This window comes from Pseudomonas sp. yb_5, assembly GCF_043103865.1.
Classification (GTDB): domain Bacteria; phylum Pseudomonadota; class Gammaproteobacteria; order Pseudomonadales; family Pseudomonadaceae; genus Aquipseudomonas; species Aquipseudomonas putida_Y.
Genome location: NZ_JBICKE010000106.1, coordinates 159,689 through 182,204 on the forward strand (window position 1 = coordinate 159,689; position 22,516 = coordinate 182,204).

22 protein-coding genes and 3 pseudogenes are annotated in these 22,516 nt (G+C 60.3%); 14 read left to right on the plus strand and 11 right to left on the minus strand.

The window, feature by feature from the left end; translation table 11 throughout:
* The first annotated feature begins 63 nt into the window (after positions 1 to 63).
* Positions 64 to 1,331: pseudogene (gene ltrA / locus ACF8GF_RS19775) on the plus strand (group II intron reverse transcriptase/maturase).
* Between the two features lie 59 nt (positions 1,332 to 1,390).
* A pseudogene (locus ACF8GF_RS19780) lies at positions 1,391 to 1,861 on the plus strand (IS5-like element IS2000 family transposase); the annotation flags it as partial.
* Positions 1,862 to 2,172: 311 nt separating this feature from the next.
* On the opposite strand, the gene ACF8GF_RS19785 reads toward ACF8GF_RS19780, so the two are convergent.
* The 3 genes from ACF8GF_RS19785 to ACF8GF_RS19795 are packed head-to-tail and all read right to left on the minus strand — an operon-like array spanning position 2,173 to position 3,989.
* Positions 2,173 to 2,532 carry a hypothetical protein gene (locus tag ACF8GF_RS19785; RefSeq protein WP_103463252.1) on the minus strand — a complete coding sequence of 120 codons (360 nt, stop codon included), beginning with the start codon at positions 2,530 to 2,532 and terminating at the stop codon, positions 2,173 to 2,175.
* Positions 2,529 to 3,506: a hypothetical protein gene (locus ACF8GF_RS19790; RefSeq protein WP_176684962.1), complete on the minus strand. Its 978-nt coding sequence runs from the start codon at positions 3,504 to 3,506 to the stop codon at positions 2,529 to 2,531. The genes ACF8GF_RS19785 and ACF8GF_RS19790 overlap by 4 nt, the downstream gene beginning before the upstream one ends.
* 9 nt (positions 3,507 to 3,515) lie before the next feature.
* Positions 3,516 to 3,989, minus strand: a complete 474-nt coding sequence (locus ACF8GF_RS19795; RefSeq protein WP_176684963.1) for a type VI secretion system tube protein Hcp — start codon at positions 3,987 to 3,989, stop codon at positions 3,516 to 3,518.
* Between the two features lie 1,070 nt (positions 3,990 to 5,059).
* Between ACF8GF_RS19795 and hemA the strand changes: the two genes are divergently transcribed.
* The 6 genes from hemA (at position 5,060) to ACF8GF_RS19825 (ending at position 10,407) form a co-directional block, all read left to right on the plus strand.
* Positions 5,060 to 6,337 carry a glutamyl-tRNA reductase gene (gene hemA / locus ACF8GF_RS19800; protein ID WP_176684964.1) on the plus strand — a complete coding sequence of 426 codons (1,278 nt, stop codon included), beginning with the start codon at positions 5,060 to 5,062 and terminating at the stop codon, positions 6,335 to 6,337.
* On the plus strand, positions 6,334 to 7,416 hold the full coding sequence (prfA, locus tag ACF8GF_RS19805) for a peptide chain release factor 1 (protein ID WP_003247392.1): 1,083 nt from the start codon (positions 6,334 to 6,336) through the stop codon (positions 7,414 to 7,416). The genes hemA and prfA overlap by 4 nt, the downstream gene beginning before the upstream one ends.
* Complete coding sequence (gene prmC, locus ACF8GF_RS19810) at positions 7,416 to 8,246, plus strand: peptide chain release factor N(5)-glutamine methyltransferase (protein ID WP_176684965.1); 831 nt, start codon at positions 7,416 to 7,418, stop codon at positions 8,244 to 8,246. The genes prfA and prmC overlap by 1 nt, the downstream gene beginning before the upstream one ends.
* Entirely contained in the window at positions 8,240 to 8,995 is a 756-nt protein-coding gene (locus ACF8GF_RS19815) for a molybdopterin-synthase adenylyltransferase MoeB (RefSeq protein ID WP_176684966.1), read from the plus strand. The genes prmC and ACF8GF_RS19815 overlap by 7 nt, the downstream gene beginning before the upstream one ends.
* Positions 8,988 to 9,785 (plus strand): glutamate racemase, encoded by a 798-nt coding sequence (murI, locus tag ACF8GF_RS19820; protein WP_176684967.1) that lies wholly within the window; start codon positions 8,988 to 8,990, stop codon positions 9,783 to 9,785. The genes ACF8GF_RS19815 and murI overlap by 8 nt, the downstream gene beginning before the upstream one ends.
* A 103-nt stretch (positions 9,786 to 9,888) precedes the next feature.
* On the plus strand, positions 9,889 to 10,407 hold the full coding sequence (locus ACF8GF_RS19825) for an acyloxyacyl hydrolase (protein ID WP_176684968.1): 519 nt from the start codon (positions 9,889 to 9,891) through the stop codon (positions 10,405 to 10,407).
* Between the two features lie 63 nt (positions 10,408 to 10,470).
* On the opposite strand, the gene ACF8GF_RS19830 is transcribed toward ACF8GF_RS19825, so the two are convergent.
* The 5 genes from ACF8GF_RS19830 to ACF8GF_RS19850 all read right to left on the minus strand — a co-directional run bounded on the left by ACF8GF_RS19830 (position 10,471) and on the right by ACF8GF_RS19850 (position 15,546).
* Positions 10,471 to 11,169: an SDR family NAD(P)-dependent oxidoreductase gene (locus tag ACF8GF_RS19830; protein ID WP_392488468.1), complete on the minus strand. Its 699-nt coding sequence runs from the start codon at positions 11,167 to 11,169 to the stop codon at positions 10,471 to 10,473.
* A complete protein-coding gene (phrB, locus tag ACF8GF_RS19835; RefSeq protein ID WP_176684970.1) occupies positions 11,166 to 12,608 on the minus strand; it encodes a deoxyribodipyrimidine photo-lyase in 1,443 nt (480 codons plus the stop codon). Before phrB ends, ACF8GF_RS19830 begins: the two co-directional genes overlap by 4 nt.
* On the minus strand, positions 12,599 to 13,498 hold the full coding sequence (locus tag ACF8GF_RS19840) for a MerR family transcriptional regulator (RefSeq protein WP_392461372.1): 900 nt from the start codon (positions 13,496 to 13,498) through the stop codon (positions 12,599 to 12,601). The genes phrB and ACF8GF_RS19840 overlap by 10 nt, the downstream gene beginning before the upstream one ends.
* Positions 13,488 to 14,456 carry a YbgA family protein gene (locus ACF8GF_RS19845; protein WP_392461374.1) on the minus strand — a complete coding sequence of 323 codons (969 nt, stop codon included), beginning with the start codon at positions 14,454 to 14,456 and terminating at the stop codon, positions 13,488 to 13,490. The genes ACF8GF_RS19840 and ACF8GF_RS19845 overlap by 11 nt, the downstream gene beginning before the upstream one ends.
* 103 nt (positions 14,457 to 14,559) lie before the next feature.
* Positions 14,560 to 15,546: an NAD(P)/FAD-dependent oxidoreductase gene (locus tag ACF8GF_RS19850; protein ID WP_176684973.1), complete on the minus strand. Its 987-nt coding sequence runs from the start codon at positions 15,544 to 15,546 to the stop codon at positions 14,560 to 14,562.
* A gap of 187 nt (positions 15,547 to 15,733) precedes the next feature.
* On the opposite strand from ACF8GF_RS19850, the gene ACF8GF_RS19855 reads away from it, so the two are divergent.
* Both ACF8GF_RS19855 and hemH read left to right on the plus strand, forming a co-directional pair.
* A complete protein-coding gene (locus ACF8GF_RS19855) occupies positions 15,734 to 16,639 on the plus strand; it encodes a TIGR01777 family oxidoreductase (protein ID WP_176684974.1) in 906 nt (301 codons plus the stop codon).
* A gap of 13 nt (positions 16,640 to 16,652) precedes the next feature.
* Positions 16,653 to 17,669: a ferrochelatase gene (hemH, locus tag ACF8GF_RS19860; protein WP_392488469.1), complete on the plus strand. Its 1,017-nt coding sequence runs from the start codon at positions 16,653 to 16,655 to the stop codon at positions 17,667 to 17,669.
* Between the two features lie 35 nt (positions 17,670 to 17,704).
* On the opposite strand, the gene ACF8GF_RS19865 is transcribed toward hemH, so the two are convergent.
* Together ACF8GF_RS19865 and upp are read right to left on the minus strand one after the other, a co-directional pair.
* Positions 17,705 to 18,970 carry a uracil-xanthine permease family protein gene (locus ACF8GF_RS19865; protein WP_103443485.1) on the minus strand — a complete coding sequence of 422 codons (1,266 nt, stop codon included), beginning with the start codon at positions 18,968 to 18,970 and terminating at the stop codon, positions 17,705 to 17,707.
* A gap of 2 nt (positions 18,971 to 18,972) precedes the next feature.
* Positions 18,973 to 19,611, minus strand: coding sequence for a uracil phosphoribosyltransferase (gene upp / locus ACF8GF_RS19870; RefSeq protein WP_003247366.1), 639 nt, complete (start codon positions 19,609 to 19,611; stop codon positions 18,973 to 18,975).
* Between the two features lie 161 nt (positions 19,612 to 19,772).
* Between upp and ACF8GF_RS19875 the strand changes: the two genes are divergently transcribed.
* The 4 genes from ACF8GF_RS19875 to ACF8GF_RS19890 all read left to right on the plus strand — a co-directional run bounded on the left by ACF8GF_RS19875 (position 19,773) and on the right by ACF8GF_RS19890 (position 21,687).
* Positions 19,773 to 20,330 (plus strand): hypoxanthine-guanine phosphoribosyltransferase, encoded by a 558-nt coding sequence (locus ACF8GF_RS19875; RefSeq protein ID WP_003247364.1) that lies wholly within the window; start codon positions 19,773 to 19,775, stop codon positions 20,328 to 20,330.
* Between the two features lie 2 nt (positions 20,331 to 20,332).
* Complete coding sequence (locus ACF8GF_RS19880) at positions 20,333 to 20,806, plus strand: WbuC family cupin fold metalloprotein (protein ID WP_176684976.1); 474 nt, start codon at positions 20,333 to 20,335, stop codon at positions 20,804 to 20,806.
* 51 nt (positions 20,807 to 20,857) lie between these two features.
* Positions 20,858 to 21,328, plus strand: coding sequence for a hypothetical protein (locus ACF8GF_RS19885; RefSeq protein ID WP_176684977.1), 471 nt, complete (start codon positions 20,858 to 20,860; stop codon positions 21,326 to 21,328).
* Positions 21,329 to 21,396: 68 nt separating this feature from the next.
* Positions 21,397 to 21,687, plus strand: coding sequence for a PA4642 family protein (locus tag ACF8GF_RS19890; protein ID WP_003247360.1), 291 nt, complete (start codon positions 21,397 to 21,399; stop codon positions 21,685 to 21,687).
* Between the two features lie 295 nt (positions 21,688 to 21,982).
* Here the strand turns inward: ACF8GF_RS19890 and ACF8GF_RS19895 are convergent.
* Positions 21,983 to 22,516 (minus strand): annotated as a pseudogene (locus ACF8GF_RS19895) (IS110-like element ISPpu11 family transposase); the annotation flags it as partial.

Below are 22,516 nucleotides of genomic sequence, written 5' to 3' on the forward strand. Positions count from 1 at the left end.
TGTAATGAAGCTGGAGCGAAGGGGAGGCGTTATCCTGTCAACGAACGCCGCCAACCTCAGGGGATGAGCGGTGTGAGTTCGAACAAACCTTACAACATAGCGAAGCGCGTGATATGGGAGGCCTATCAGCAGGTCAGAACCAACCGGGGAACTGCTGGAATCGACGATGAGACCATTGCCGATTTTGAGCGGAACCTGCCGAAGAATCTTTACAAGCTATGGAATCGAATGTCGTCGGGGTCTTATTTCCCGCCGCCGGTCAAGGCTGTTGAGATACCGAAGGCATCGGGGGGTATACGCAGGTTGGGAGTGCCGACGGTCAGCGACCGTATCGCACAAACTGTAGTCAAACTCCTCATCGAGCCAAAGCTGGATGCGCTTTTCCATCCGGACTCATATGGATACCGACCAGGACGTTCAGCCAAACAGGCCATAGCGATCACACGCGAACGCTGCTGGCGATACGACTGGGTGGTGGAGTTTGATATCAAGGCGGCTTTCGATCACATTGATCATGAACTGCTGATGAAAGCGGTGCGAACCCATATCAAAGAGGATTGGATACTGCTGTACATCGAACGATGGCTGGTTGCTCCATTCGAGGCAGCAGATGGCGTTCGCATTCAACGCGAACGTGGCACCCCGCAAGGCGGCGTGATCAGTCCCATGTTGATGAATCTGTTCATGCATTACGCCTTTGACGCATGGATGCAACGAAATAGCCCAAACTGTCCTTTTGCCCGGTATGCCGATGATGCGGTAGTGCATTGTCGTAGCCAGAGGCAAGCAGAACACGTGATGCGTTCAATCGCTTCACGTCTAGCGGTTTGTGGCCTCACGATGCATCCCGAGAAATCGAAAATCGTGTACTGCAAGGACAGCAATCGACGCGCAGGGTATCCGCATGTGAGCTTTACCTTCCTTGGTTTCACTTTTAGACCTAGGAAGGCAATCGGCCAGCAGAACAAGCTTTTCACCAGCTTCCTTCCGGGAGTCAGTGCGCAAGCGTTGAAGCGGATGCGGCGAGCAGTGCGCGAGTGGCGGGTCAGCCGCCAAACTCATGTGACGCTGGCTGCTGTGGCTCGGCTTTACAACCCAGTGATACAAGGTTGGTGGCAGTACTATGGCGCGTTCTATCGGACGGCCATGCTTGGTATCTTTCGACATATCGATAGCGCGCTCAAGCGTTGGGCCGGTCGTAAGTACAAAATACTTCACGGGCGCAAGCGGCGTATATCTAAATGGTTGGACACGGTGCATAAGGCTGCCCCTCGACTGTTTTATCACTGGCAAGTAACCGAGCAACAGGTTGGATAACGGGAGCCGTATGACGCGAGAGTGTCACGTACGGTTCTGCGAGCGGCTACGGGGGCAGTTCCTGTGGCCGACTCACCATTTCGGCATGAAGGCCCACATCGGCGCGGATGCTGAATCGGGTCTGGTGCATCACGTTCATGGCACTGCCGCGAACGTAGCTGACGTGACGGAGGTCGCTCAGCTATTGCATGGCGAAGAGAATGTCGTGTGTGCGGATGCGGGTTACACAGGCGTGGAAAAGCGGCCAGAACACGAGGGACGGCAGGTGATATGGCAGGTCGCTGCCCGCCGCAGCACCTACAAACACTTGAGCAAACGCAGCGTGCTCTACCAAGCCAAGCGCAAGATCGAAAAGGCCAAGGCGCAAGTGCGTGCGAAGGTGGAGCACCCGTTCCGGGTGATCAAACGCCAGTCCGGCTATGTAAAGACTCGTTTTCGCGGCTTGGCCAAGAACACGGCGCAACTGACCACGCTGTTTGCCCTGTCGAATCTGTGGATGGTGCGCCGGCAATTATTGCCTGCTGCGGGAGAGGTGCGCCCGTGAGTCCAGATAACCAAGGCTTTGCCTTGGTTATCCAATAATCAGCGACTGAAAAGCGGGCTTTTCGGCATCCCTAAGCCGCCCATTTCCGACTGATGAGCAACTTGTTCGGAGTTTCCCTAGTGGCAATAGTACCACCGTAGCTTGCTGCTATCCCTCCCCCGGCGACACGGCCTGTCAAGGAAGATCCATGGACGTATTTAGCTCTTCTACACTAATTATCGCGGCCAGCGGTACAGGCTTTTGTAGGAAATATCCCCTTGTTACGTTACCACGTCAGGTTTCGATTCGGGGCAAGTCGTATCGGCATGAAGTCATAGATAATGCGACAGCATCAGTGCAATGAACAAGGTGATGTGAATAACCCATAGGGTTAACAAAATGCGCTTTTCGCGGAGGGGGAAATTTTTTATTTCCTCAATATCAGCGTAACCCCTGTAAATGAAGATTTTGGGTAGGGCCAACAGTGTTGCAATCTGACCGGTTCTTATTGTTTTGCCCAAGAGCCCGGCGTGCTGGTAATTTTTGATGTTGTCAGATACGAGGCGAGAGGTGGGCAGGAAAGATTCAAAATGCTCGGTGTATTTGTGTGAAATAATAATTTGCGCGCTAGCGGCAATTAGCATTGCTGTAATCAGGATCAGCGCGATCAGTCCTGGCTCTATGTTAGTCATTTTGAGAGCTCGTGATACAAAAAGTCACCTAATACCTCGCCTTTTTCTCCTGCGAAATCACCGGCTAACTTCGCCCCGGCAGCGCCACCGATGACCGCGCAGGTGAGTGCCCCTAGTCCGGCAGTCCCTACTCCTAGTGCCGCACATACTGCGGGTGCAACAATACTCCCTCCTAGGTAACCGCCTACAGCGCTACCAGCCAGACCTCCAGCTAATGATGCAGAGTTTACATATGCAGCTCGCTGGCATTCGCTTTCTCTGCCCAGAATACAAGCCTGGCGAATCTCTAGCCCCGTCGCTGCTACGTCAAGCGCTATGCCAATATAGGTTCCTTTTTTGATCAGGTTGGCAGCCTTGCCCACCCCGGCAACCTTATCCGCATACCCCGCAATTTCACCCGTGTGCAAATAGCTTTTCGTAGAAATGGCCAGTGTCCTCTTGATCGATCCCTTGTTGCGCAATCCAGCGCCGAACCCCGCCAGCTGGCCCAACTGTTCGTCAAGTTTCGAGAACAGTGCCGCACGCTTGGCATAAAACTGGTCGCGGGCATTGAGCGTCCCTGAGCCCAGATGCTCCCTGTGCAATTTCTCGATTTCCAGCAATGTGCCCTCAATTGCTTTCAGATGCTTGCTCCAGCCATCGCTAACCACGCCTGCACCCATTGACGCGTGGGCGAGCAAGCTCTTCAACAGTTCGAAGTTCTCCAGAAAAAACTCATCGGCACCTTGCCCGCTGCGCATCAGCCCCATATGGGTCACGGCAGCTTTCGACATCAGATACGCCTCCTGACTGGTGCAGGAAGGCGTGGACCAGTCACCGACGATCACCAGTTCGCCGCCTCTGACCACGCTGTTGAAAATGTGCGAATTGAGGATGTCAAACTTGCTGGCCGAGTGCCGGGTCAGCGCGAGACCGGCCTTGAGCGTGTGGTAGTTTTGCATCCGGGGGTTGATGAACGCACGGGCTTCAGACATGGCGACCCCTCATGCGTACTTCTTGTTACCGATCCGGTCCCACCCGCCAGCAATGTTGCCGCCGCCGGAGCCGTCGGTGCGTTTTTGCTGGGTATAGGTGGTCTTGATTCGGCCGTAGTCGAGCTGAACCACCTCGATCGGCACGCCATCGGCGGCGCTCTGGGTGTAGTCGGCGATGATCACTTCTTCGAGAATGATTTCGTAATACTTGAGCTTGTCGCCGCCCGCGCGGCACAGCGCGAGTTTCACTTCCTTGAAATGCTGGCCTGCACAACTGGCCTCCATCAGTTTGCAACTGGCGCTGTCGAGAAACTTAGTGAAGGTGAAGTTGCTGGCTGCGGTGCGGCCAGAGCTGGCGCCGCCGGCGGAGGTGCTTTGGCTTACACCGAAGTCATAACCGGTCACTTCAATCCACTTGCTGTACTTTTCGTCCAAGGCTTCGCCTGGGATATCGCTGATTTGCAAATACGCGTCAAAAGCCATGTTTACCGCTCCTTGGCAAGAATGTGGGTACGGAATATTGATGTGACGACGGGACTTACCCCGTCAGTGATTGGCAAGGCTAGGCGCGGAAAGGGGGGGGCAACAGCTGGGCATATATTTGGGAAATGGACTACAAGCTAGTGGATAAGTCCTCTGGAAATATTTAGGAGTTTTCTCGCTTTGGTCGGCTTAGTTGGCCTGGGCGATATTGAAACTGGCCGGCCAATTTCGCGACCAGCAGGCTATCGATCGTGTCTTTATTGAATGAACCATGCATTACGGTTTTTCCAACTTGCTCTTGCTCTTGCTCTTGCTTTTGCTCTTGCTCTTGCTCTTGCTCTTGCTCTTGCTCTTGCTTTTGCTTCTAAGCGCGCGATAGTTCAGGCGACGCAGATTGCGACTTCAGGAGGCCGAGCGCAGGGCTTGCGGAGGGAGGTGACGGGCATGGATGCCCGTCAAGCGCTGGGCCCCAGGATGGGGCCTGCAGCGCGGTCCTCCCGTGAGCAAGTCCGGAGCGAGGGGACCCCGGAGCGCAGCGTAGGGGCCGGATGATGGGAGCCGACGGTTTTGGTTACTTTGGCCACGACCAAAGTAACCCGCCGGAAGGGCGGAAAGGTGACTACGCGCCACCTTCGCGAATGAATACCTACTTGATGTGGATGCTCACATCCAAGAAGCAAGAAGCAAGAAGCAAGAAGCAAGAAGCGAAGTGGTCTGTTTTGACTCGGCGAACCGTCATTTGCGATGGCGACGCTGACTCACCTTTTCGCAAAAGGCTTAAGGCAGTTAGCTCTGTAGCCAGCTTCTTGGCGTCCGTTGTCACGGGGCAAGCCCACCAAAAAACGCTGCGCTCCCATCATCCGCCCCCTGCGCTGCGCTCCGGGGTCCCCTCTCTCCGGCCTCCTGAAGTCGCGAAGATCAAAAGCGGGAGTGAAACCTGAAATCGACGCTGATGCTCGGCCGCGAGCGGCGATAGCCGCAGGACTATCAGCACAATAGCGAACGGTGGTTGTCCTGAAACCTGCGAAAGAGGACAATTATCGGCTTCCCGTCACAACCAGCGACCTTGCATGGCCTTTCTTGCACTTGGTATCAACCATAAGACTGCCTCGGTAGACGTACGCGAGCGCGTGGCGTTTACCCCAGAGCAGCTGGTAGACGCCCTGCAGCAGCTCTGCCGACTGACGTCCAGCCGCGAGGCGGCGATCCTGTCGACCTGCAACCGCAGTGAGCTTTATATAGAGCAGGACCACCTGTCCGCCGACGCCGTGCTGCAGTGGCTGGCCGACTATCACCGCCTCAGCCTCGACGAGCTGCGCGCCAGCGCCTACGTGCATGAAGAGCACGACGCCGTGAAGCACATGATGCGTGTGGCTTCGGGCCTGGACTCGCTGGTTCTGGGCGAGCCTCAGATCCTGGGCCAGATGAAGTCCGCCTACGCCGTGGCCCGCGAAGCCGGTACCGTCGGGCCGTTGCTTGGGCGCCTGTTCCAGGCCACCTTCAGCGCCGCCAAGCAGGTGCGTACCGATACGGCCATCGGTGAAAACCCGGTTTCGGTTGCGTTCGCCGCGGTCAGCCTGGCCAAGCAGATTTTCGCCGACCTGGGCCGCAGCCAGGCCCTGCTGATCGGTGCCGGCGAAACCATCACCCTGGTCGCCCGCCACCTGCACGAGCAGGGCGTACGCCGTATCGTGGTGGCCAACCGCACCCTGGAGCGCGCCAGCATCCTGGCCGAGCAGTTCGGTGCGCATGCCGTGCTGCTGGCAGACATTCCACAGGAACTGGCCAACAGTGACATCGTGATCAGTTCCACCGCCAGTCAGTTGCCGATTCTGGGCAAGGGCGCGGTCGAGAGTGCACTGAAACAGCGCCGACACAAGCCGATTTTCATGGTCGACATCGCTGTACCTCGCGATATCGAAACCGAAGTCGGCGAGCTGGATGATGTCTACCTGTACACCGTCGACGACCTGCACGATGTAGTGGCAGAAAACCTCAAGAGCCGCCAGGGTGCAGCTCAGGCGGCCGAAGAGCTGGTATCCGTGGGCGCCGAAGACTTCATGCTGCGCCTGCGCGAACTGGCTGCAGTGGACGTGCTCAGGGCCTATCGCCAGCAAAGTGAGCGCCTTCGCGACGAAGAACTGCAAAAGGCCCTGCGCCTGCTGGCCAATGGCGGCAACCCCGAAGACGTGCTGGCCCAACTGGCCCGGGGCCTGACCAACAAACTCCTGCATGCGCCCAGCGTGCAGCTGAAAAAGCTCTCGGCCGAGGGCCGCCTCGATGCGCTGGCCATGGCCCAGGAACTCTTTGCCCTCAACGAGGGCTCCACGGACAAATCCCCGCAATGAAAGCGTCGCTGCTGAACAAACTGGAAATCCTCCAGGACCGTTTTGAAGAACTCACCGCCCTGCTCGGTGACGCCGAGGTTATTTCCGACCAGACGCGTTTTCGCGCCTACTCACGTGAGTATGCCGAGGTCGAGCCGGTTTACGCTGCCTATAAAGAGTGGCGTAAAGTCCAGGACGACCTCGAAGGCGCCCAGGCGCTGCTCAAGGACAGTGACCCGGACCTGCGTGAAATGGCCGTGGAAGAGGTGCGTGAAGCCAAGGAGCAACTGCTGACGCTGGAGGCGCAACTGCAGCGCATGCTGCTGCCCAAAGACCCCAACGACGGCCGCAACGTGTTTCTCGAAATCCGCGCCGGTACGGGTGGCGACGAGGCAGCCATCTTCTCTGGTGACCTGTTCCGCATGTACTCGCGCTACGCCGAAAAGCGCGGCTGGCGCCTGGAGATCTTGTCCGAGAACGAAGGCGAGCACGGCGGCTACAAGGAAATCATTGCCCGCGTCGAGGGCGAGAACGTCTACGGCAAGCTCAAGTTCGAGTCCGGTGCGCACCGGGTTCAGCGTGTGCCCGAGACCGAGTCCCAAGGCCGTGTCCACACTTCCGCATGCACGGTGGCGGTGCTACCCGAGCCGGACGAGCAGGCTGCCATCGAAATCAACCCGGCCGACCTGCGCGTGGATACCTACCGTGCCTCCGGTGCCGGCGGCCAGCACGTCAACAAGACCGACTCGGCGATCCGCATCACCCACTTGCCCACCGGTATCGTGGTCGAATGCCAGGAGGAGCGCTCGCAGCACAAGAACCGCGCCCGTGCCATGTCCTGGCTGTCGGCCAAGCTGAACGACATGCAGACCAGTGCGGCGCAGAACGCCATTGCCAGTGAGCGCAAGCTGTTGGTGGGTTCCGGTGACCGCTCCGAGCGCATCCGCACCTACAATTACCCACAGGGCCGGGTGACCGATCACCGCATCAACCTGACCTTGTATTCGCTGGACGACATCCTCAGCGGTGGCGTAGACGCGGTGATCGAACCGCTGCTGGCCGAATACCAGGCCGATCAACTGGCCGCCTTGGGGGACTGATGACTGTCATCGCCAGCCTGTTGCGCAACGCGCAGTTGCCCGAATCGCCCACTGAGCGCCTGGATGCCGAACTGCTGCTGGCTGCGGCCATCGGTAAATCGCGCAGCTACCTGCATACCTGGCCCGAGCGTATTGTCAGCAGCGAAGATGCCGAGACCTATGCCGGCTACCTGAAGCGCCGCCGGGGCGGCGAGCCAGTGGCCTATATCCTTGGGCTGCAGGGCTTCTGGAAGATCGACCTGGAGGTTGCCCCGCATACCCTGATCCCGCGACCGGATACCGAGCTGCTGGTCGAGACGGCCCTTGAGCTGCAACCCGCTTCGCCAGCCAAGGTTCTCGACCTGGGTACCGGTACGGGTGCCATCGCTCTGGCGCTGGCCAGCGAGCGCCCGGCCTGGCAGGTGACAGCGGTTGACCGGGTGGAGGAGGCTGCCGCCCTCGCCGAGCGCAACCGCCAGCGGTTAGGCCTAGCCAACGCTCGGGTAAGGCTAAGCCACTGGTTCGACAGCCTGGCCGGGGAGCGTTTTGACCTCATTGTCAGCAACCCGCCCTACATCGCCGCTGAAGACCCGCACCTTGTGGCCGGCGACGTGCGCTTCGAACCCAGCAGTGCCCTGGTGGCCGGTGCCGATGGCCTGGACGACCTTCGTGTGATCGCCACCCAGGCCCCAGCGCACCTGTTGCCAGGTGGCTGGCTACTGCTGGAACATGGCTACGATCAGGCGGCAGCGGTACGCGCTCTGCTGGCTGAACATGGCTTTATCGAGGTGGCCAGCCGCACGGACCTGGGCGGCCATGAACGCATTACCCTGGGGCGACTGCCATGCTGAGTGATCAGGAACTGCTGCGTTACAGCCGCCAGGTGCTGCTGGCTCAGATCGACATCGATGGCCAACTGCGGCTCAAGCAGAGCAAAGCGCTGATTGTCGGGCTGGGTGGCTTGGGCTCGCCAGTGGCCCTTTACCTGGCCGCGGCCGGAGTGGGTGAGCTGCACCTGGCCGACTTCGACACCGTCGACCTGACCAACCTGCAACGCCAGGTAATCCACGACAGTGCCAGCGTCGGCATGAGCAAGGTCGACTCGGCCTTGCAGCGCTTGCAGGCAATCAACCCGGAAGTCAGCCTGGTTGCTCACCGCCAGGCACTGGACGAGGACTCGCTGGCGGCTGCGGTGGCGGCGGTCGACCTGGTGCTGGACTGCTCCGACAATTTCTCAACCCGCGAGGCGGTCAACGCTGCCTGTTTCGCCGCTGGCAAGCCGCTGGTCAGCGGTGCGGCCATCCGTCTGGAAGGTCAACTGTCGGTGTTCGACCCGCGGCGCGACTACAGCCCGTGCTACCACTGCCTGTACGGGCATGGTAGCGAAGCTGAACTGACGTGCAGCGAAGCTGGCGTCATTGGCCCTCTGGTGGGGCTGGTGGGTAGCCTGCAGGCGCTGGAGGCGATGAAGCTGCTGGCTGGCTTCGGTGAGCCGTTGGTCGGCCGCTTGCTGTTGATCGATGCCCTCGGCACCCGTATCCGCGAGCTTCGTGTCAAGCGCGACCCGGCTTGCACGGTCTGTGGCAAGCGCGATGGCTGAGCGCTCGGCGCCGGTCGGCGTCATGGACTCGGGGGTTGGCGGTTTGTCGGTGCTGGCCGAGATCCAGCGCCTGCTGCCCAACGAGACGTTGCTGTATGTGGCCGACTGCGGGCATATACCCTACGGTGAGAAGTCGGCGGACTATATCCGCGAGCGCTGCCGGCACATTGCCGGGTTCTTCCATGAACAAGGCGCAAAGGCCATGGTGTTGGCCTGCAACACCGCCACGGTGGCGGCAGTGGCCGACCTGCGTGAGCTGTATCCGACCTGGCCGTTGGTGGGCATGGAGCCGGCCGTGAAGCCTGCTGCGGCCGCCACCCGCTCGGGCGTGGTCGGTGTGCTGGCCACTACCGGTACCCTGCAGAGTGCCAAGTTCGCAGCCTTGCTCGACCGCTTCGCCAACGACGTACAGGTTATTACCCAGCCTTGCCCGGGGCTGGTCGAGCTGATCGAAACCGGTGACCTTGCAAGTCCGGCGTTGCGCCAGATGCTGCAAGGTTACGTGCAGCCGCTGCTGGCAGCAGGGTGCGATACGCTGATCCTCGGCTGCACCCATTACCCTTTCCTTCGCCCATTGCTGTCCGGCATGGTGCCGGACGACGTGGCGATTATCGACACCGGTGCGGCCGTGGCGCGTCAATTGCGACGACTGCTGGGTGGCAATGATCTGTTGGCCGAAGGCCCAGCCGGCGCTGCACGCTTCTGGACAAGCGCTGATCCCGAAACCTTAAGAAAAATCCTACCTGTGCTGTGGCATAAGTCCGACGATGTGCAAAGCTTTGCGTTGTGAAAAAAACGTGAAGAACGGCTGAACTATCGTTCCACTTCTGCTTTCTACCGCTTTGCCTGAGATGAGGCGGACACTAACAACAGCATCAGGAAGGATGTTTCTTATGAGGAAACTGCTCGGCTTGGCAGCGGCTGCTGCCTTTGTTATGGGTCAAGCGATGTCGGCACAAGCTGCCGACGCTTCGTTTTCGGTGGGGCAGACCGGTGATTCGACCATGGTATATCGTCTGGGGTTGCAATCGAACTGGGACGCGAGCTGGTGGCAGACCAGCGTTGGCCGGCTGACCGGCTATTGGGATGGGGCCTACACCTACTGGGATGGCGACGAGACCGCGAGCAATCACAGCCTGTCCTTCGCACCAGTGTTCGTCTATGAATTTGCCGGGGAGTCGGTGAAGCCTTACATCGAAGCGGGGATCGGGGTGGCGGCATTCTCCAGCACCGAGCTGGAAAGCAACGAGCTGGGTTCGGCTTTCCAGTTCGAGGACCGCATCGGCTTTGGTTTGCGCTTTGCCGGCGGGCATGAGATTGGGGTGCGGGCGATTCACTACTCGAACGCCGGCATCAAAGAGCCCAATGATGGCGTAGAAAGCTACAGCCTGCATTACCGAATGGCGCTCTGAGTTCACCAGCATTCACCCCTTCGCGGGCAATGCCCGCGAAGACGGTAGTGCTGATTTCAGGTGTTAGCGCGTCAGCGGCCACAGGCTACTGACGTCCAGAGTCTCCAGAATCAGTTCCGGCTCTCGCTGAGGCCACCGCCGCAATAACTCCTCAGCGGCACTGCCGGGCGTCCACGCCTCCGGTATCGCCTGTGCCGACGTTACCGTTACCTTCAGCGATTGTGGCCCAACAATGGTCAGTGCTACCCCTTGCTCCTCAAGGGCCTTGCGCTGCTCACGCAGCCATTGCGGCAAGTTGTTCCAGCCCGCAGTCACCTGTGTCGGTGCAAACAGTTGCAATGCCGAATAGCGATTGAAAAGCGCCATCACCTGGGGCGACTTCCCCTTTGCCAGCAACGGCAGCACTTTGCTCAGGCAATGCTCTGCGGCCAGCTGGTTGGTGGTGACGATCGCTTCGATCAGCTCACTGTCACTGACATTGTCTGGCAGGTAATCGGTGGTGCCGGTGTTGAGGATCAGCCCGTCCAGCGAACACCAGGCATGGCAAATCTGTTGGCACGCATCGGTGACGTGTTGTTCTTCATGCAACTGCCACGGCAAACGCAACAATTGGCTGCCGTAGCGTGACCCCAAATCATCCAGTGCATCGCTATCCTTGCCACTCGCGGCAACGCGATGTCCTTCATCGAGCATCCGCTCCACCAAAGCCAAGCCAAGTCCGTTGCTTGCGCCTGTAACCCAAAAACTACGCGAGTTAATCAAGACGTTATCCCCTGATTCTGCCGGCGTGGCAGCCCTTTGAATGCTTCCAGGGCCCGCTGGCGACTGCTGCTGAGATCTACGATTGGACTTAGGTACGAAGTATTACCGAAAAGGTCCGTCGATTTAATGGGGTGATGGATGGCTTTTTCATCTAGCTCCCGTAGTTCCGGTACCCAGTGCCGAATGAACTGCCCCTGTGGATCGAAGCGCTGCGACTGTGAAACCGGATTGAAGATGCGGAAATAGGGCACCGCGTCGGTGCCGGTGGACGCACTCCACTGCCAACCCCCGTTGTTGGCGGCCAGGTCGCCGTCTATCAGGTGGCGCATGAAGTGCCGCTCGCCTTTGCGCCAGTCAATCAGCAAGTTCTTGCTGAGGAACATGGCCACGACCATGCGCAAGCGGTTGTGCATCCACCCGGTGTGCAGCAGTTGGCGCATGGCGGCATCGATGATCGGGAAGCCGGTGCGGCCCTGCTCCCAGGCCTCCAGGTCTGCCGGAGCGTCACGCCAGGGCAGGGCTTCGGTCTGGGCGCGGAAGGCACGATGGCGCGAGACCTGTGGATAACCGCTGAGGATGTGCTTGTAGAACTCGCGCCAGAGTAGCTCGTTGATCCAGGTCTGCACGCCCGTGCTACCACTGTCGAACTCGCCCCGGTTGCCGGCCAGTGCACCGTGCAAGCATTGGCGGGGCGAAATCACGCCGGCGGCCAGGTAGGGGGAAAGCTGGCTGGTGCCGGGCTTGGCAGGTATGTCGCGCAAGTGGTGGTAGTCGTCGATGGTTTCGTCGAGGAAGCGTGACAGACGGGACTGTGCCTCAGCTTCACCGGCTGGCCAGTGGTCGCGCAGTGCGTGCGTGGTTTTTCCGAAGCCCTCTACATATTGCGGGACCGGGTCGCTGTCGATGTTCAACGGTGCCTGGCGCTTCACCCGTCGTGCCAGGGCCGGCAGGCTGCGGTGCAGATGCTCCAGGCAGGTTCTCTTGAACTGGCTGAACACCTGGAAGTAATCGCCACTGCGAGTCAGTAGGGTGCCCGGACGGAAGAACAGCTGGTCGAGGTAACTGTGCGCCTGGATGCCCGACTTTTCCAGCAGTGCCCGGGTGGCATCATCCCGGCGCTGCTCATTGATGCCGTACTCCTCGTTCCAGTGCACGCTTTGCACCTGATGTTGGCGGCAGACATCGAGCACCGCCTGTGGCGCCTGGTCCCAAGTCTCAATTCTACGGATCAGCAGGGGTATGTTCAGCTTTTCCAGTGATTGGCGCAGGTCATGCAGGTTACGCAGCCAGAAGTCGACTTTGCAGTCGGCATCATCATGGGCTTGCCATTGTCCGGGGCTGACCAGCCACAGGGCGATGGTCGGGCCGCGCTCGGTGGAGGCGCTGAGTGCAGTGTTGTCATCGATACGCAGGTCGCTGCGCAGCCAGGTCAGGTGCATGGGGGATTTATCTCTACAGGCTGTCGATCAAGGGCTTGAAGCGCGCGCAATGCCGCCTGCGGGGTGTCGAACAGGAAAAGGTCGGGCAGCTCAAAAGCCTTCAAGCGGGCTTCATGCAGCGCTAGCGTGGTACCGCCCAGTAGTTTGGGGACCGGCAAGCCTTGCAGGGTGCGCTGCAACGCCTTGTCGTCGATGCGTGGCCCCAGGTGCAGGAGCAAGGCGCGTGGTTTCAGCGCGTTGACGGCGCTTAGCAACTGCGAGCCTGCGACGGGCTGCTCGAGCACTTCCACCGGGAAGCCGTTGCTGGTAAGCAGCCAGGCGCACAACCATAGGCCTGGGCTGAAGGTGCGTTCGCTGTCTTCGGCCAGCAATACTGCAGGACCTTGCAGCAGCTGGTTGTCGTGGTACACGCGGGCACCGAGCTTGCTGCGCAGCCAACTGTGAAAAAACACCTGCTCCAGCCGAGCGTTGAAGTAATTGCGCCAGCGCAGGTCGAGCATGTCGAGTAGCGGCAGCAGCAATTGCTCGCACAGGGTGACTGCCGGGTACAGCGCCATGGCCTGGTTGAGTTGCTGGTCGAGGGCGCGCTGTGAAAGGCTGGCGATGGCTTCGATCAGCTGGAATTGCCGGGCTTGCCAGTCACCCTTCGGTGGGGTGCTGGTGGGTTTGTCGAGCAACTCGCGGACTTGGCCGACCGACGCGCCACGCTGCAGCCAGGCCAGGACGGCCTCGACGCGTTCGACCTGCTCAAGTGGGTACAGGCGATGCCCCTTGGCAGTGCGCTGTGGTTTGAGCAACCCATAACGGCGTTCCCAGGCGCGCAGGGTGACCGGGTTCACGCCAGTGCGACGGGCCAGTTCGCCGATGGGCAGCAAGTCCTCAGACCGCATTGCGCAAGCCCAGGCTCTCGGGGTGAGGCTGCAGGTAGGCTTGTTGCTGCAGGTAGGGGTCTGGGTGCTTGCGCAAATGGTGTTTGAGCAAGGTCAGTGGCACTACCAGTGGTACCACGCCTTGTTGGTATTGGCCGATGACTGCCTGCAACTCGGCCTTGTCCTGCTGCGTCAGGGCATCCTTGAAGTAACCGCTCAGGTGCTGCAGCACGTTGCTGTGGGTGCCGCGGCTGGCGCAGCGGCGCAGGGCCTGCATCAGCTGGCTGAAATAGCGCTGGCCGATGCTCTGTGGTTCGTCATCCTTGCTCATGCTGCCAAGCAGGCGGCCGAGGGTGCGATAGGCCTGAGGGTTGTTGGCCATCAGCAAATACTTGTAGCGCGAATGGAAGCGCACCAGAGCGCCACGGTTCAGGCCCTCGGCCAGCAGGCGCTGCCAGTCGGCGTAGGCGTAAACGCGGCTTATGAAATTCTCGCGCAGCACAGGGTCATGCAGGCGGCCTTCTTCTTCAACTGGCAGGTCCGGGCGCAATGCGCAGAAAGCCTGGGCATAGACGCCACGGCCGCCATGCACGGCCGGGTGGCCATTGTCCTGATAAACCTTTACCCGTTCCAGGCCGCAAGAAGGAGACTTCTGCATGAAGATGTAGCCACAGATGTCGTCAAGTTCGTCGGCCATCTGCTCGCCATAGGTGCGCAGCGGGTCGGTCAGGTCTTTGCCGGGGTCACGGGTGCCGAGCACTTCGGGCTGCTCGGGGTTGCCGACCAGCCGAATCGGGTCGCGCGGAACGCCCAGGCCGATTGCCACTTCCGGACACACGGGTAACCAGTCGAAGTGATGCTCCAGCTGTTTACGGCACAGGTCGGAGGCCTTGTGGCCGCCGTTATAGCGCACGCTGTGCCCGGTCAGGCAGGCGCTGATGGCGATACGCGGCTTGCTGTGGGCTGAAGGGTCGTGCATGGCTGCCTCCGAAAATAAACCTGTACGCGACTAAAAACTTGTACAGGTTTATTTCAGCACAGCGCTGAAGTTATGCAAACTAGTATTTTTGTACAGTTCTGCATCACTCAAGGTGTTCGAGCAAGCGCCGCGCTGCTTCCTGGCCACTGAGCCATGCGCCCTCGACACGCCCGGACAGGCACCAGTCCCCACAGGCGTACAAGCCCTGGTCAGCATCGGCCAGTGCCCCCCACTCATGGTTGCTGCTGGGGCGGGCATAGAGCCAGCGGTGGGCGAGGGCGAAGGTAGGCGGCGGTACCACGCAGCCGACCAGTTCGGCGAATTCGCCCCACAACTGCTCGATGACTTCTTCCTTCGGCAGGTCGATGTGCTGCCGGCTCCAGTCTGACGTGGCGTGGAGTACCCAGGTGTCCAGGTGCTCGTCGCGGCCAGGCTTGCTGCGATTGCGGGCCAGCCAGCCCAGCGGGCTGTCCTGCACGAAGCAGCCTTGCATCGGTGTATCCAGTGGTGCCTCGAAGGCGAGGGCGACGGCCCAGGTAGGTTCCATTTGCACCCCAGCGGCCACCGCAGCCAGCTTTGGTGTAGCGGCCAGAAGTGGCGTGGCCTGCGGTGCCGGGACGGCGATGACCACACGGCTGTAGGGGCCGTGGCTGCAACCTTCGGTGTCCTGCAGGTGCCAGTACTGCTTGCCGCGAAACACTTCCGCTATGCGGCAGCCGAAGTTGACGGTGACGTCCTTGAGCAAGCCTCGGGTGATGGCGCTCATGCGTGGCACGCCTACCCAGCGCGTTTGCTCATCGGGGGAGGGCGTGAGTTCGTCATCACGGTAGTTGTACAGTTGAGGCTTCCACTGCTCGGCCCAGCCGGCAGCCACCCATTGCTGCACCTGATCGACAAAACGTCGGTCACGGGCAGTAAAGTACTGTGCGCCCAGGTCGAGCGCGCCGGCCTCGCTGCGCTTGCTGGCCATGCGCCCGCCACTGCCGTGGCCTTTGTCGAACAAGTGCACGGATTGCCCGGCCTTCTGCAAGGCCTGGGCGGCTGACAAACCGGCAATGCCGGCCCCGATGATGGCGATAGGTACTGTCATGATGGCCTCTTCAAACCTTGCTGTGAGCAGACTACGCTGTCAGGCAAACCTGTACAATGCAAGAATTCTGTATAAGGTTATTCCGTGTTGGCGGGCAGGTTGGCCTATGTTTATACGAGAGCGTCGGGTCAAAAAAGTGCCTTGATGTTAAAAATAGACCACCGCCGCATTCTGCGAGGACACAGCCATGCATATATTGCTGACAGGTGGCACCGGTTTGATTGGCAAGCATCTGTGCCAGTACTGGCTGGGCCAAGGGCATCGGCTTACGGTTTGGAGCAGGCGTCCTGAACAGGTGGCGAAAATCTGCGGTAGCGGCGTACGTGGTATCGCGCGCCTGGAGCAGCTGGAGGCCAACGATCATCTTGATGCGGTGGTCAACCTTGCGGGTGCGCCAATTGCCGACAGGCCCTGGACAGCCGCCCGGCGCAACTTGTTGTGGGCCAGCCGTGTCACCCTTACCGAGCAATTACTGGCTTGGCTGGGCACCCGTGAGCAGCGCCCGCACGTGTTGATCTCCGGCTCTGCGGTAGGTTGGTACGGAGACGGTGGCGAGCGTGAACTGACCGAAGCTTCACCCCCAGTGCGCGCAGATTTCGCCAGCCAGTTGTGTATTGCCTGGGAAGAGACCGCCCAGCGTTCGCAAGCACAGGGGATCCGCGTGGTACTGGTACGTACCGGCCTGGTGCTGGCCAGCGACGGCGGCTTTTTGTCGCGCCTGCGCATGCCTTTCAAGCTGGGGCTGGGCGGGCCTTTGGGCAACGGGCGGCAGTGGATGCCCTGGGTTCATATAGATGACCAGGTCGCCCTGATTGATTTTCTCTTGCAGCACAAGGATGCCAGCGGTCCTTATAATGCCTGTGCCCCGGAGCCTGTGCGCAACCGTGAGTTTGCCAGGCGACTGGGCCGCGCCCTGCATCGGCCGGCGCTGTTGCCAGTGCCGGCATTGTTGCTCAAGGCGGGCCTTGGCGAGATGTCGACCTTGCTGCTGGGAGGCCAGCGGGCGCGCCCGGTACGCTTGCTGGAAGCCGGCTTCACCTTCCGCTTCAACGATCTGCAATCGGCACTGGACAACCTGTCCAGTCGCCTCTGACATAGGACGCTGCATGACCGATCACGCCCTGCTGCTGGTCAACCTGGGTTCCCCGGCCTCCACCTCGGTGGCCGATGTGCGCCGCTACCTCAACCAGTTCCTCATGGACCCGTACGTGGTCGACCTGCCGTGGCCGGTGCGGCGCTTGCTGGTGTCACTGATCCTGGTCAAGCGCCCGGAGCAGTCGGCACACGCCTACGCTTCGATCTGGTGGGAGGAGGGCTCGCCTCTGGTTGTGCTGACCCGTCGCCTGCAGGCAGCGATGGTCGAGCACTGGCCCCATGGCCCGGTGGAAATTGCCATGCGCTACGGCCAGCCGGCCTTGCCTGAGGTGTTGGCGCGGCTGGCCGCCCAAGGTGTGCGCAAGGTGACTTTGGCACCGCTTTATCCGCAGTTCGCCGACAGTACGGTAACCACTGTGGTCGAGCAGGCGAAACAGGCGGTCAGCGAGCGCCAGTTACCGTTGCAGATGCGCGTGCTGCAGCCGTTCTACGAGCACCCGGCGTACATCGAGGCGCTGGCAGCCAGCGCCCGGCCGTACCTGGAGCAGGGTTACGACCACCTGCTACTGAGCTTCCATGGCTTGCCGGAACGGCACCTGAAGAAGCTGTTTCCGAAGGGGGTCAAGCACGACCTGCGTGCTGCCGATTGCTGCCATGGTGCACCCGCCGAAGTACGTTCGGTTTGCTATCGCGGGCAATGCCTGGCTACGGCCAAGGCCTTTGCGCAGAGCATGGGCATTCCTGATGGCAAATGGTCGGTATCGTTCCAGTCGCGGCTGGGGCGGGACAAGTGGATCGAACCCTACACCGAGACGCGGTTGGATGAGCTGGCCAAGGCCGGTGTGAAGAAGCTGCTGGTGATGTGCCCGGCGTTTGTGGCGGATTGCATCGAGACACTGGAAGAGATTGGCATGCGTGGCAGCGAGCAGTTTGTCGAGGCTGGTGGCCAGGAACTGGTGCTGGTGCCGTGCCTGAATGATCACCCGGAGTGGGTCAGGGTGTTGGCTGATATGTGTGAAAAGGCCTGAATCGAAGGGGCCGTGTTGCGGCCCCTTCCGACCGGTTATACATCCAGCTTCTTGTGCTTCCAGCCATCATTGCCCGGCAGAATCAGGTTCAGGGCAATAGCTACAATGGCGCACAGGGCGATGCCCTTCAGGCCCCAGTCATCCGGGCCGTCACCGCTGCCGATCAGCACGCCGCCGATACCGAACACCAGTGTCACCGAGACGATCACCAGGTTGCGTGCTTCGGCCAGGTCGATCTGGTGGCGGATCATGGTGTTCATGCCCACCGCTGCAATCGAGCCGAACAGCAGGCACAAGATGCCGCCCATCACCGGCACCGGGATGCTTTGCAGCAGCGCGCCGAACTTGCCGATGAACGCCAGGGTAATGGCGAAGACCGCCGCCCAGGTCATGATCTTCGGGTTGTAGTTCTTGGTCAGCATCACCGCGCCGGTCACTTCGGCGTAGGTGGTGTTGGGCGGGCCGCCGAACAGGCCGGCTGCAGTGGTAGCCAGGCCGTCGCCCAGCAACGTCCGATGCAGGCCAGGCTTTTTCAGGTAGTCACGGCCGGTCACGCTGCCCACTGCGATCACCCCGCCGATATGCTCGATCGCCGGCGCCAGCGCAACCGGGACGATGAACAGAATGGCCTGCCAGTTGAACGCAGGGGCGGTGAAATTGGGGATTTCCAGCCACGGTGCGGCAGCGATCCTGGCGGTGTCGACCACGCCAAAGGCGAACGACAGGGCAAAGCCCACCAACACACCGGAAATGATGGGAACCAGGCGGAAAATGCCCTTGCCAAATACGGCAACGATCAGGGTTGTCAGCAGCGCAGGCATCGAGATCAGCATGGCCGTCTTGTACGGCATCAGCGCTGTACCGTCCCCACCTTTGCCCATCGCCATGTTGGCGGCGATCGGTGCCATGGCCAGGCCGATGGAGATGATCACCGGGCCGATCACCACCGGCGGCAGCATGCGGTCGATGAAACCGGTGCCTTTGACTTTGACCATCAGCCCCATGAAGGTGTACACGAAGCCGGCAGCCATTACGCCACCCATCGTCTCGGCAAGGCCGAACTGGCCTTTGGCGAGGATGATCGGCGTGATGAAGGCAAAGCTCGAGGCCAGGAACACCGGTACCTGACGACCGGTGACCAGCTGGAATAGCAGCGTGCCGATGCCGGCGGTGAACAGCGCGACGTTCGGGTCGAGGCCGGTGATCAGGGGCATCAGCACCAGCGCGCCGAATGCCACGAAGAGCATCTGCGCGCCCGAAACGACCTGGCGCCAGAGCGGGTCGTTGAAGCCGTCCTGCATGGTCAGGCGTCCTTTTGCTTGGTGCCGAAGATCTTGTCACCGGCATCGCCCAGGCCAGGCACGATGTAGCCGTGTTCGTTCAGGCGCTGGTCGATCGAGGCGGTGTAGATCTTCACGTCCGGGTGGGCTTTTTCCACCACCTCGATGCCTTCTGGCGCGGCGACCAGGACCATGGCGCGAATCTCTTTACAGCCGGCCTTTTTCAGCAGGTCGATGGTGGCAACCATCGAGCCGCCGGTGGCCAGCATCGGATCGATGATCAGGGCCAGGCGCTGGTTGATGTCCGGCGCGAGCTTTTCCAGGTAGGTGTGGGCTTCGAGGGTTTCTTCGTTACGGGCAACGCCGACGGCGCTGACCTTGGCACCCGGGATCAGGCTGAGCACGCCGTCGAGCATGCCGATGCCGGCGCGCAGGATCGGTACTACAGTGATCTTCTTGCCGGCGATTTTTTCAACCGAGACCTTGCCACACCAGCCGTCGATCTCGTAGGTTTCGAGGGGCAGGTCCTGGGTGGCTTCATACGTCAGGAGCGCGCCGACTTCCTGGGCGAGTTCGCGAAAATTTTTGGTGCTGATATCGGCACGGCGCATCAGGCCGAGCTTGTGGCGGATCAGCGGATGGCGGATCTCACGAGTGGGCATAGGGGGGCTCCGAAAGGCGGGCAAAAAAACCGCGCTAGATTAATCTATTCAGCCTGTGCTGTCGTCTGGTCATTCTGGACGTTAGTCCATAAATGCTTGATCTGTGACGAGCGGATGCGTACCTTTGCCCGCTTTTCCAAAATGCCCCCCCGGAGAGCGCCATGTCCGCCGATCTCGAGCATATCCGTCAAGTCATGCGTGAAGCTGACTGCCTGTACACCGAAGCCGAAGTCGAAGCGGCCATCGCCAAAGTCGGCGAGCAGATCTGCAAGGACCTGCATGACAAGAACCCGGTTGTGTTCTGCGTGATGAACGGCGGCCTGATCTTCTCCGGCAAACTGCTGACCCACCTGCAGTTCCCGCTGGAAGCCTCGTACCTGCACGCTACCCGCTACCGCAATCAGACCAGCGGCGGCGAGCTTTTCTGGAAGGCCAAGCCGGAAGTGTCGTTCATCGACCGTGACGTGTTGATCGTCGACGATATCCTCGACGAAGGGCACACCCTCAGCGCCATCATCGAGTTTTGCAAGCATGCCGGCGCCCGCTCGGTGTACACCGCTGTGCTGATCGACAAGGACCACGACCGCAAGGCAAGCCCTGATCTCAAGGCCAACTACGTGGGCCTGCCTTGTGTTGATCGCTATATCTTCGGTTACGGCATGGACTACAAAGGTTACTGGCGCAACGCTAACGGCATCTTCGCCGTAAAGGGGCTGTAACCGTGCGCCAGCCTGCGTTCATCGACCAATCGCTGTTCGCCGGGCTGGCCGAAAAGGCTGCTGGCAACCCGCGTGGGCGGCAGCACCATAACTTTCACGAAATGGAAGAGCCCTGCCACCGCATGGCGGTCGGGCTGCAACCGAGCACCTACATTCCGCCGCATCGCCATTTGAGCGCCGACAAGGCTGAAACCTTGATAGCGCTCAAGGGGCGCTTTGGCCTGTTGATTTTCGATGAACAAGGCGCGGTGACTGACAAGCGGGTGCTGCAGGCCGGGGGCGACTGTCTGGGTGTGGATCTGGCGCCTGGTACCTACCATGGTTTGGTGGTGCTGGAGCCGGACAGTATGCTGTTCGAGTGCAAGGCTGGGCCATACCGACCGGTGGGCGAGGGCGAACACGCACACTGGGCGCCGCGCGAGGGTGAAGCTGGTGTGGCCGATTACCAGGCCTGGATGCGCGCGCAGTTCGATTGATATCGGCTGTACCCGGCGTGCTAGAGTGCTCCTTCATACAAGGAGCCTCACATGCGTGCGATTCTTCCCCTCCTGCTGGCGGTCAGCCTGCCGCTCGCTGCCGCACCGCTGCACAGCCAGTTCCTGCCTCCTGATGACCAGTCCCTGCGCCAGGAAGCGCCGACCAGCCAGCAATTGCTGCAAGTGACTGACTATTCCGTGGTCGTAGGGGCTCAGCGCCAGTCCGATCAGCAGCCGATCCCGATCACATCGTCGTTGCAGGTGCGCCTGAAGGGCAAGCCGCTGAGCAAGGGGGCGACCATTGCCCAGGTGCTGCTGACGTTCGATGGTGAAGCGGCCAAAAGCCTGAAAAAGCCTGTGTATGACGCTAAAACCCGCACCTTGAGCCTGAATTACCCGATCAGCAACTACCGGGTGGTCATGGACCTGCTGCGTAACGAAACCTTGTACGTGCAGTTTCTGACTTACGGCAACGGCCACATCTGGGCCGACCTGCACACCGGGACGGTACGTACGCGTTGAGGCACGCAGCCTGCGGGGGGTAAACTGCCGGCCTTCGAAATTCCGTGATGGTCCAGTTGGAGTCGGCAATGCGTAAAGACAAGAAACAGGTAATCGGTGACGAAATCAGCGACGACTACATCAAGTCGTTCCTTCAGTTCGAGCCGGCCGATGGTGTGACTTCGCCGTCGCTGCACAAGCTGGTCAAGGCCTACCGCGGCCTGCGCGTGGACGACTTCGAGCGCTTTGTAGGCTTCTTCGTCGAAGCTGGCCTGGACCTGGACGGCAAGGACGAGCACGGCAAGACCTTCGTCGAGCAGATTGCCGACCAGCGCAATGCCCCTGAGTACATCGAGATCATCGATAAAGCCCGTGGCTGATTGGTAACCTGTGCCGGCCCTTGCGTGGGTAAACCCGCTCCTATGTATGGACTCGCCCACACTGTCTAGCTGCTTTTTGAACATAGGAACCCGGTTGCATCTATGTATCAGGCCTATTCGAGGAAGCTTTTTGCTTCTGGCCAACATCGTGGTGAGCTCGCAGTGTGCCGTTTACATTGAGGCCACTATCAGGCCTGTAGGAGCGGAGGCATCGGTCTGCGACGGTCTTACCTAGGGTCAATGTTCACTAGCAGGGGTTGGAGCGCCTAGCGCCCCGGTGGCATTACTCGGTTGGTCAGAGGCTCATAGCCGCCTCCGGTTTTTCGTTCGGTTTGCGTTGGTAAACCTGATCGCTCTGTAACAGGGCCCAGATAATCCGCAGATTTCGATTAGCCAGCCTGATCGCCGCCTCCTTGCGCCCAAGGCGGGATAGCCAGCGCAAGAGGCGGCGATCATCTGGCTGATCGGAATCAGGCCTTAACTGACTCAAAACAGAATGGGCGCCCTGGATCATCAGGCTGCGTATGTAGCCGTCACCGCGCTTGCTCATCTTGCCCAATCTGATTTTGTTTCCGCTGCTGTGCTGATCGGGCACGATACCGAAGAAGGCGGAATACATTCGGCCACTGGCGAAGCGGCTGGGGTCGGTCTGTTTCGCCACGATCGCCGTGGCAATGATAGGGCCGACGCCGCGAATGGTGATCAGTCGCTGAGCGACTTTATCCTCCTGGGCAGTCGCTTCGAGCCGCCGGCTCAGCGCCGCTATGCGTTCACCTAGAGACAACCAGTCCATCAGCAACTCATCAAGCAACTCGCGCAACAGGTCGGG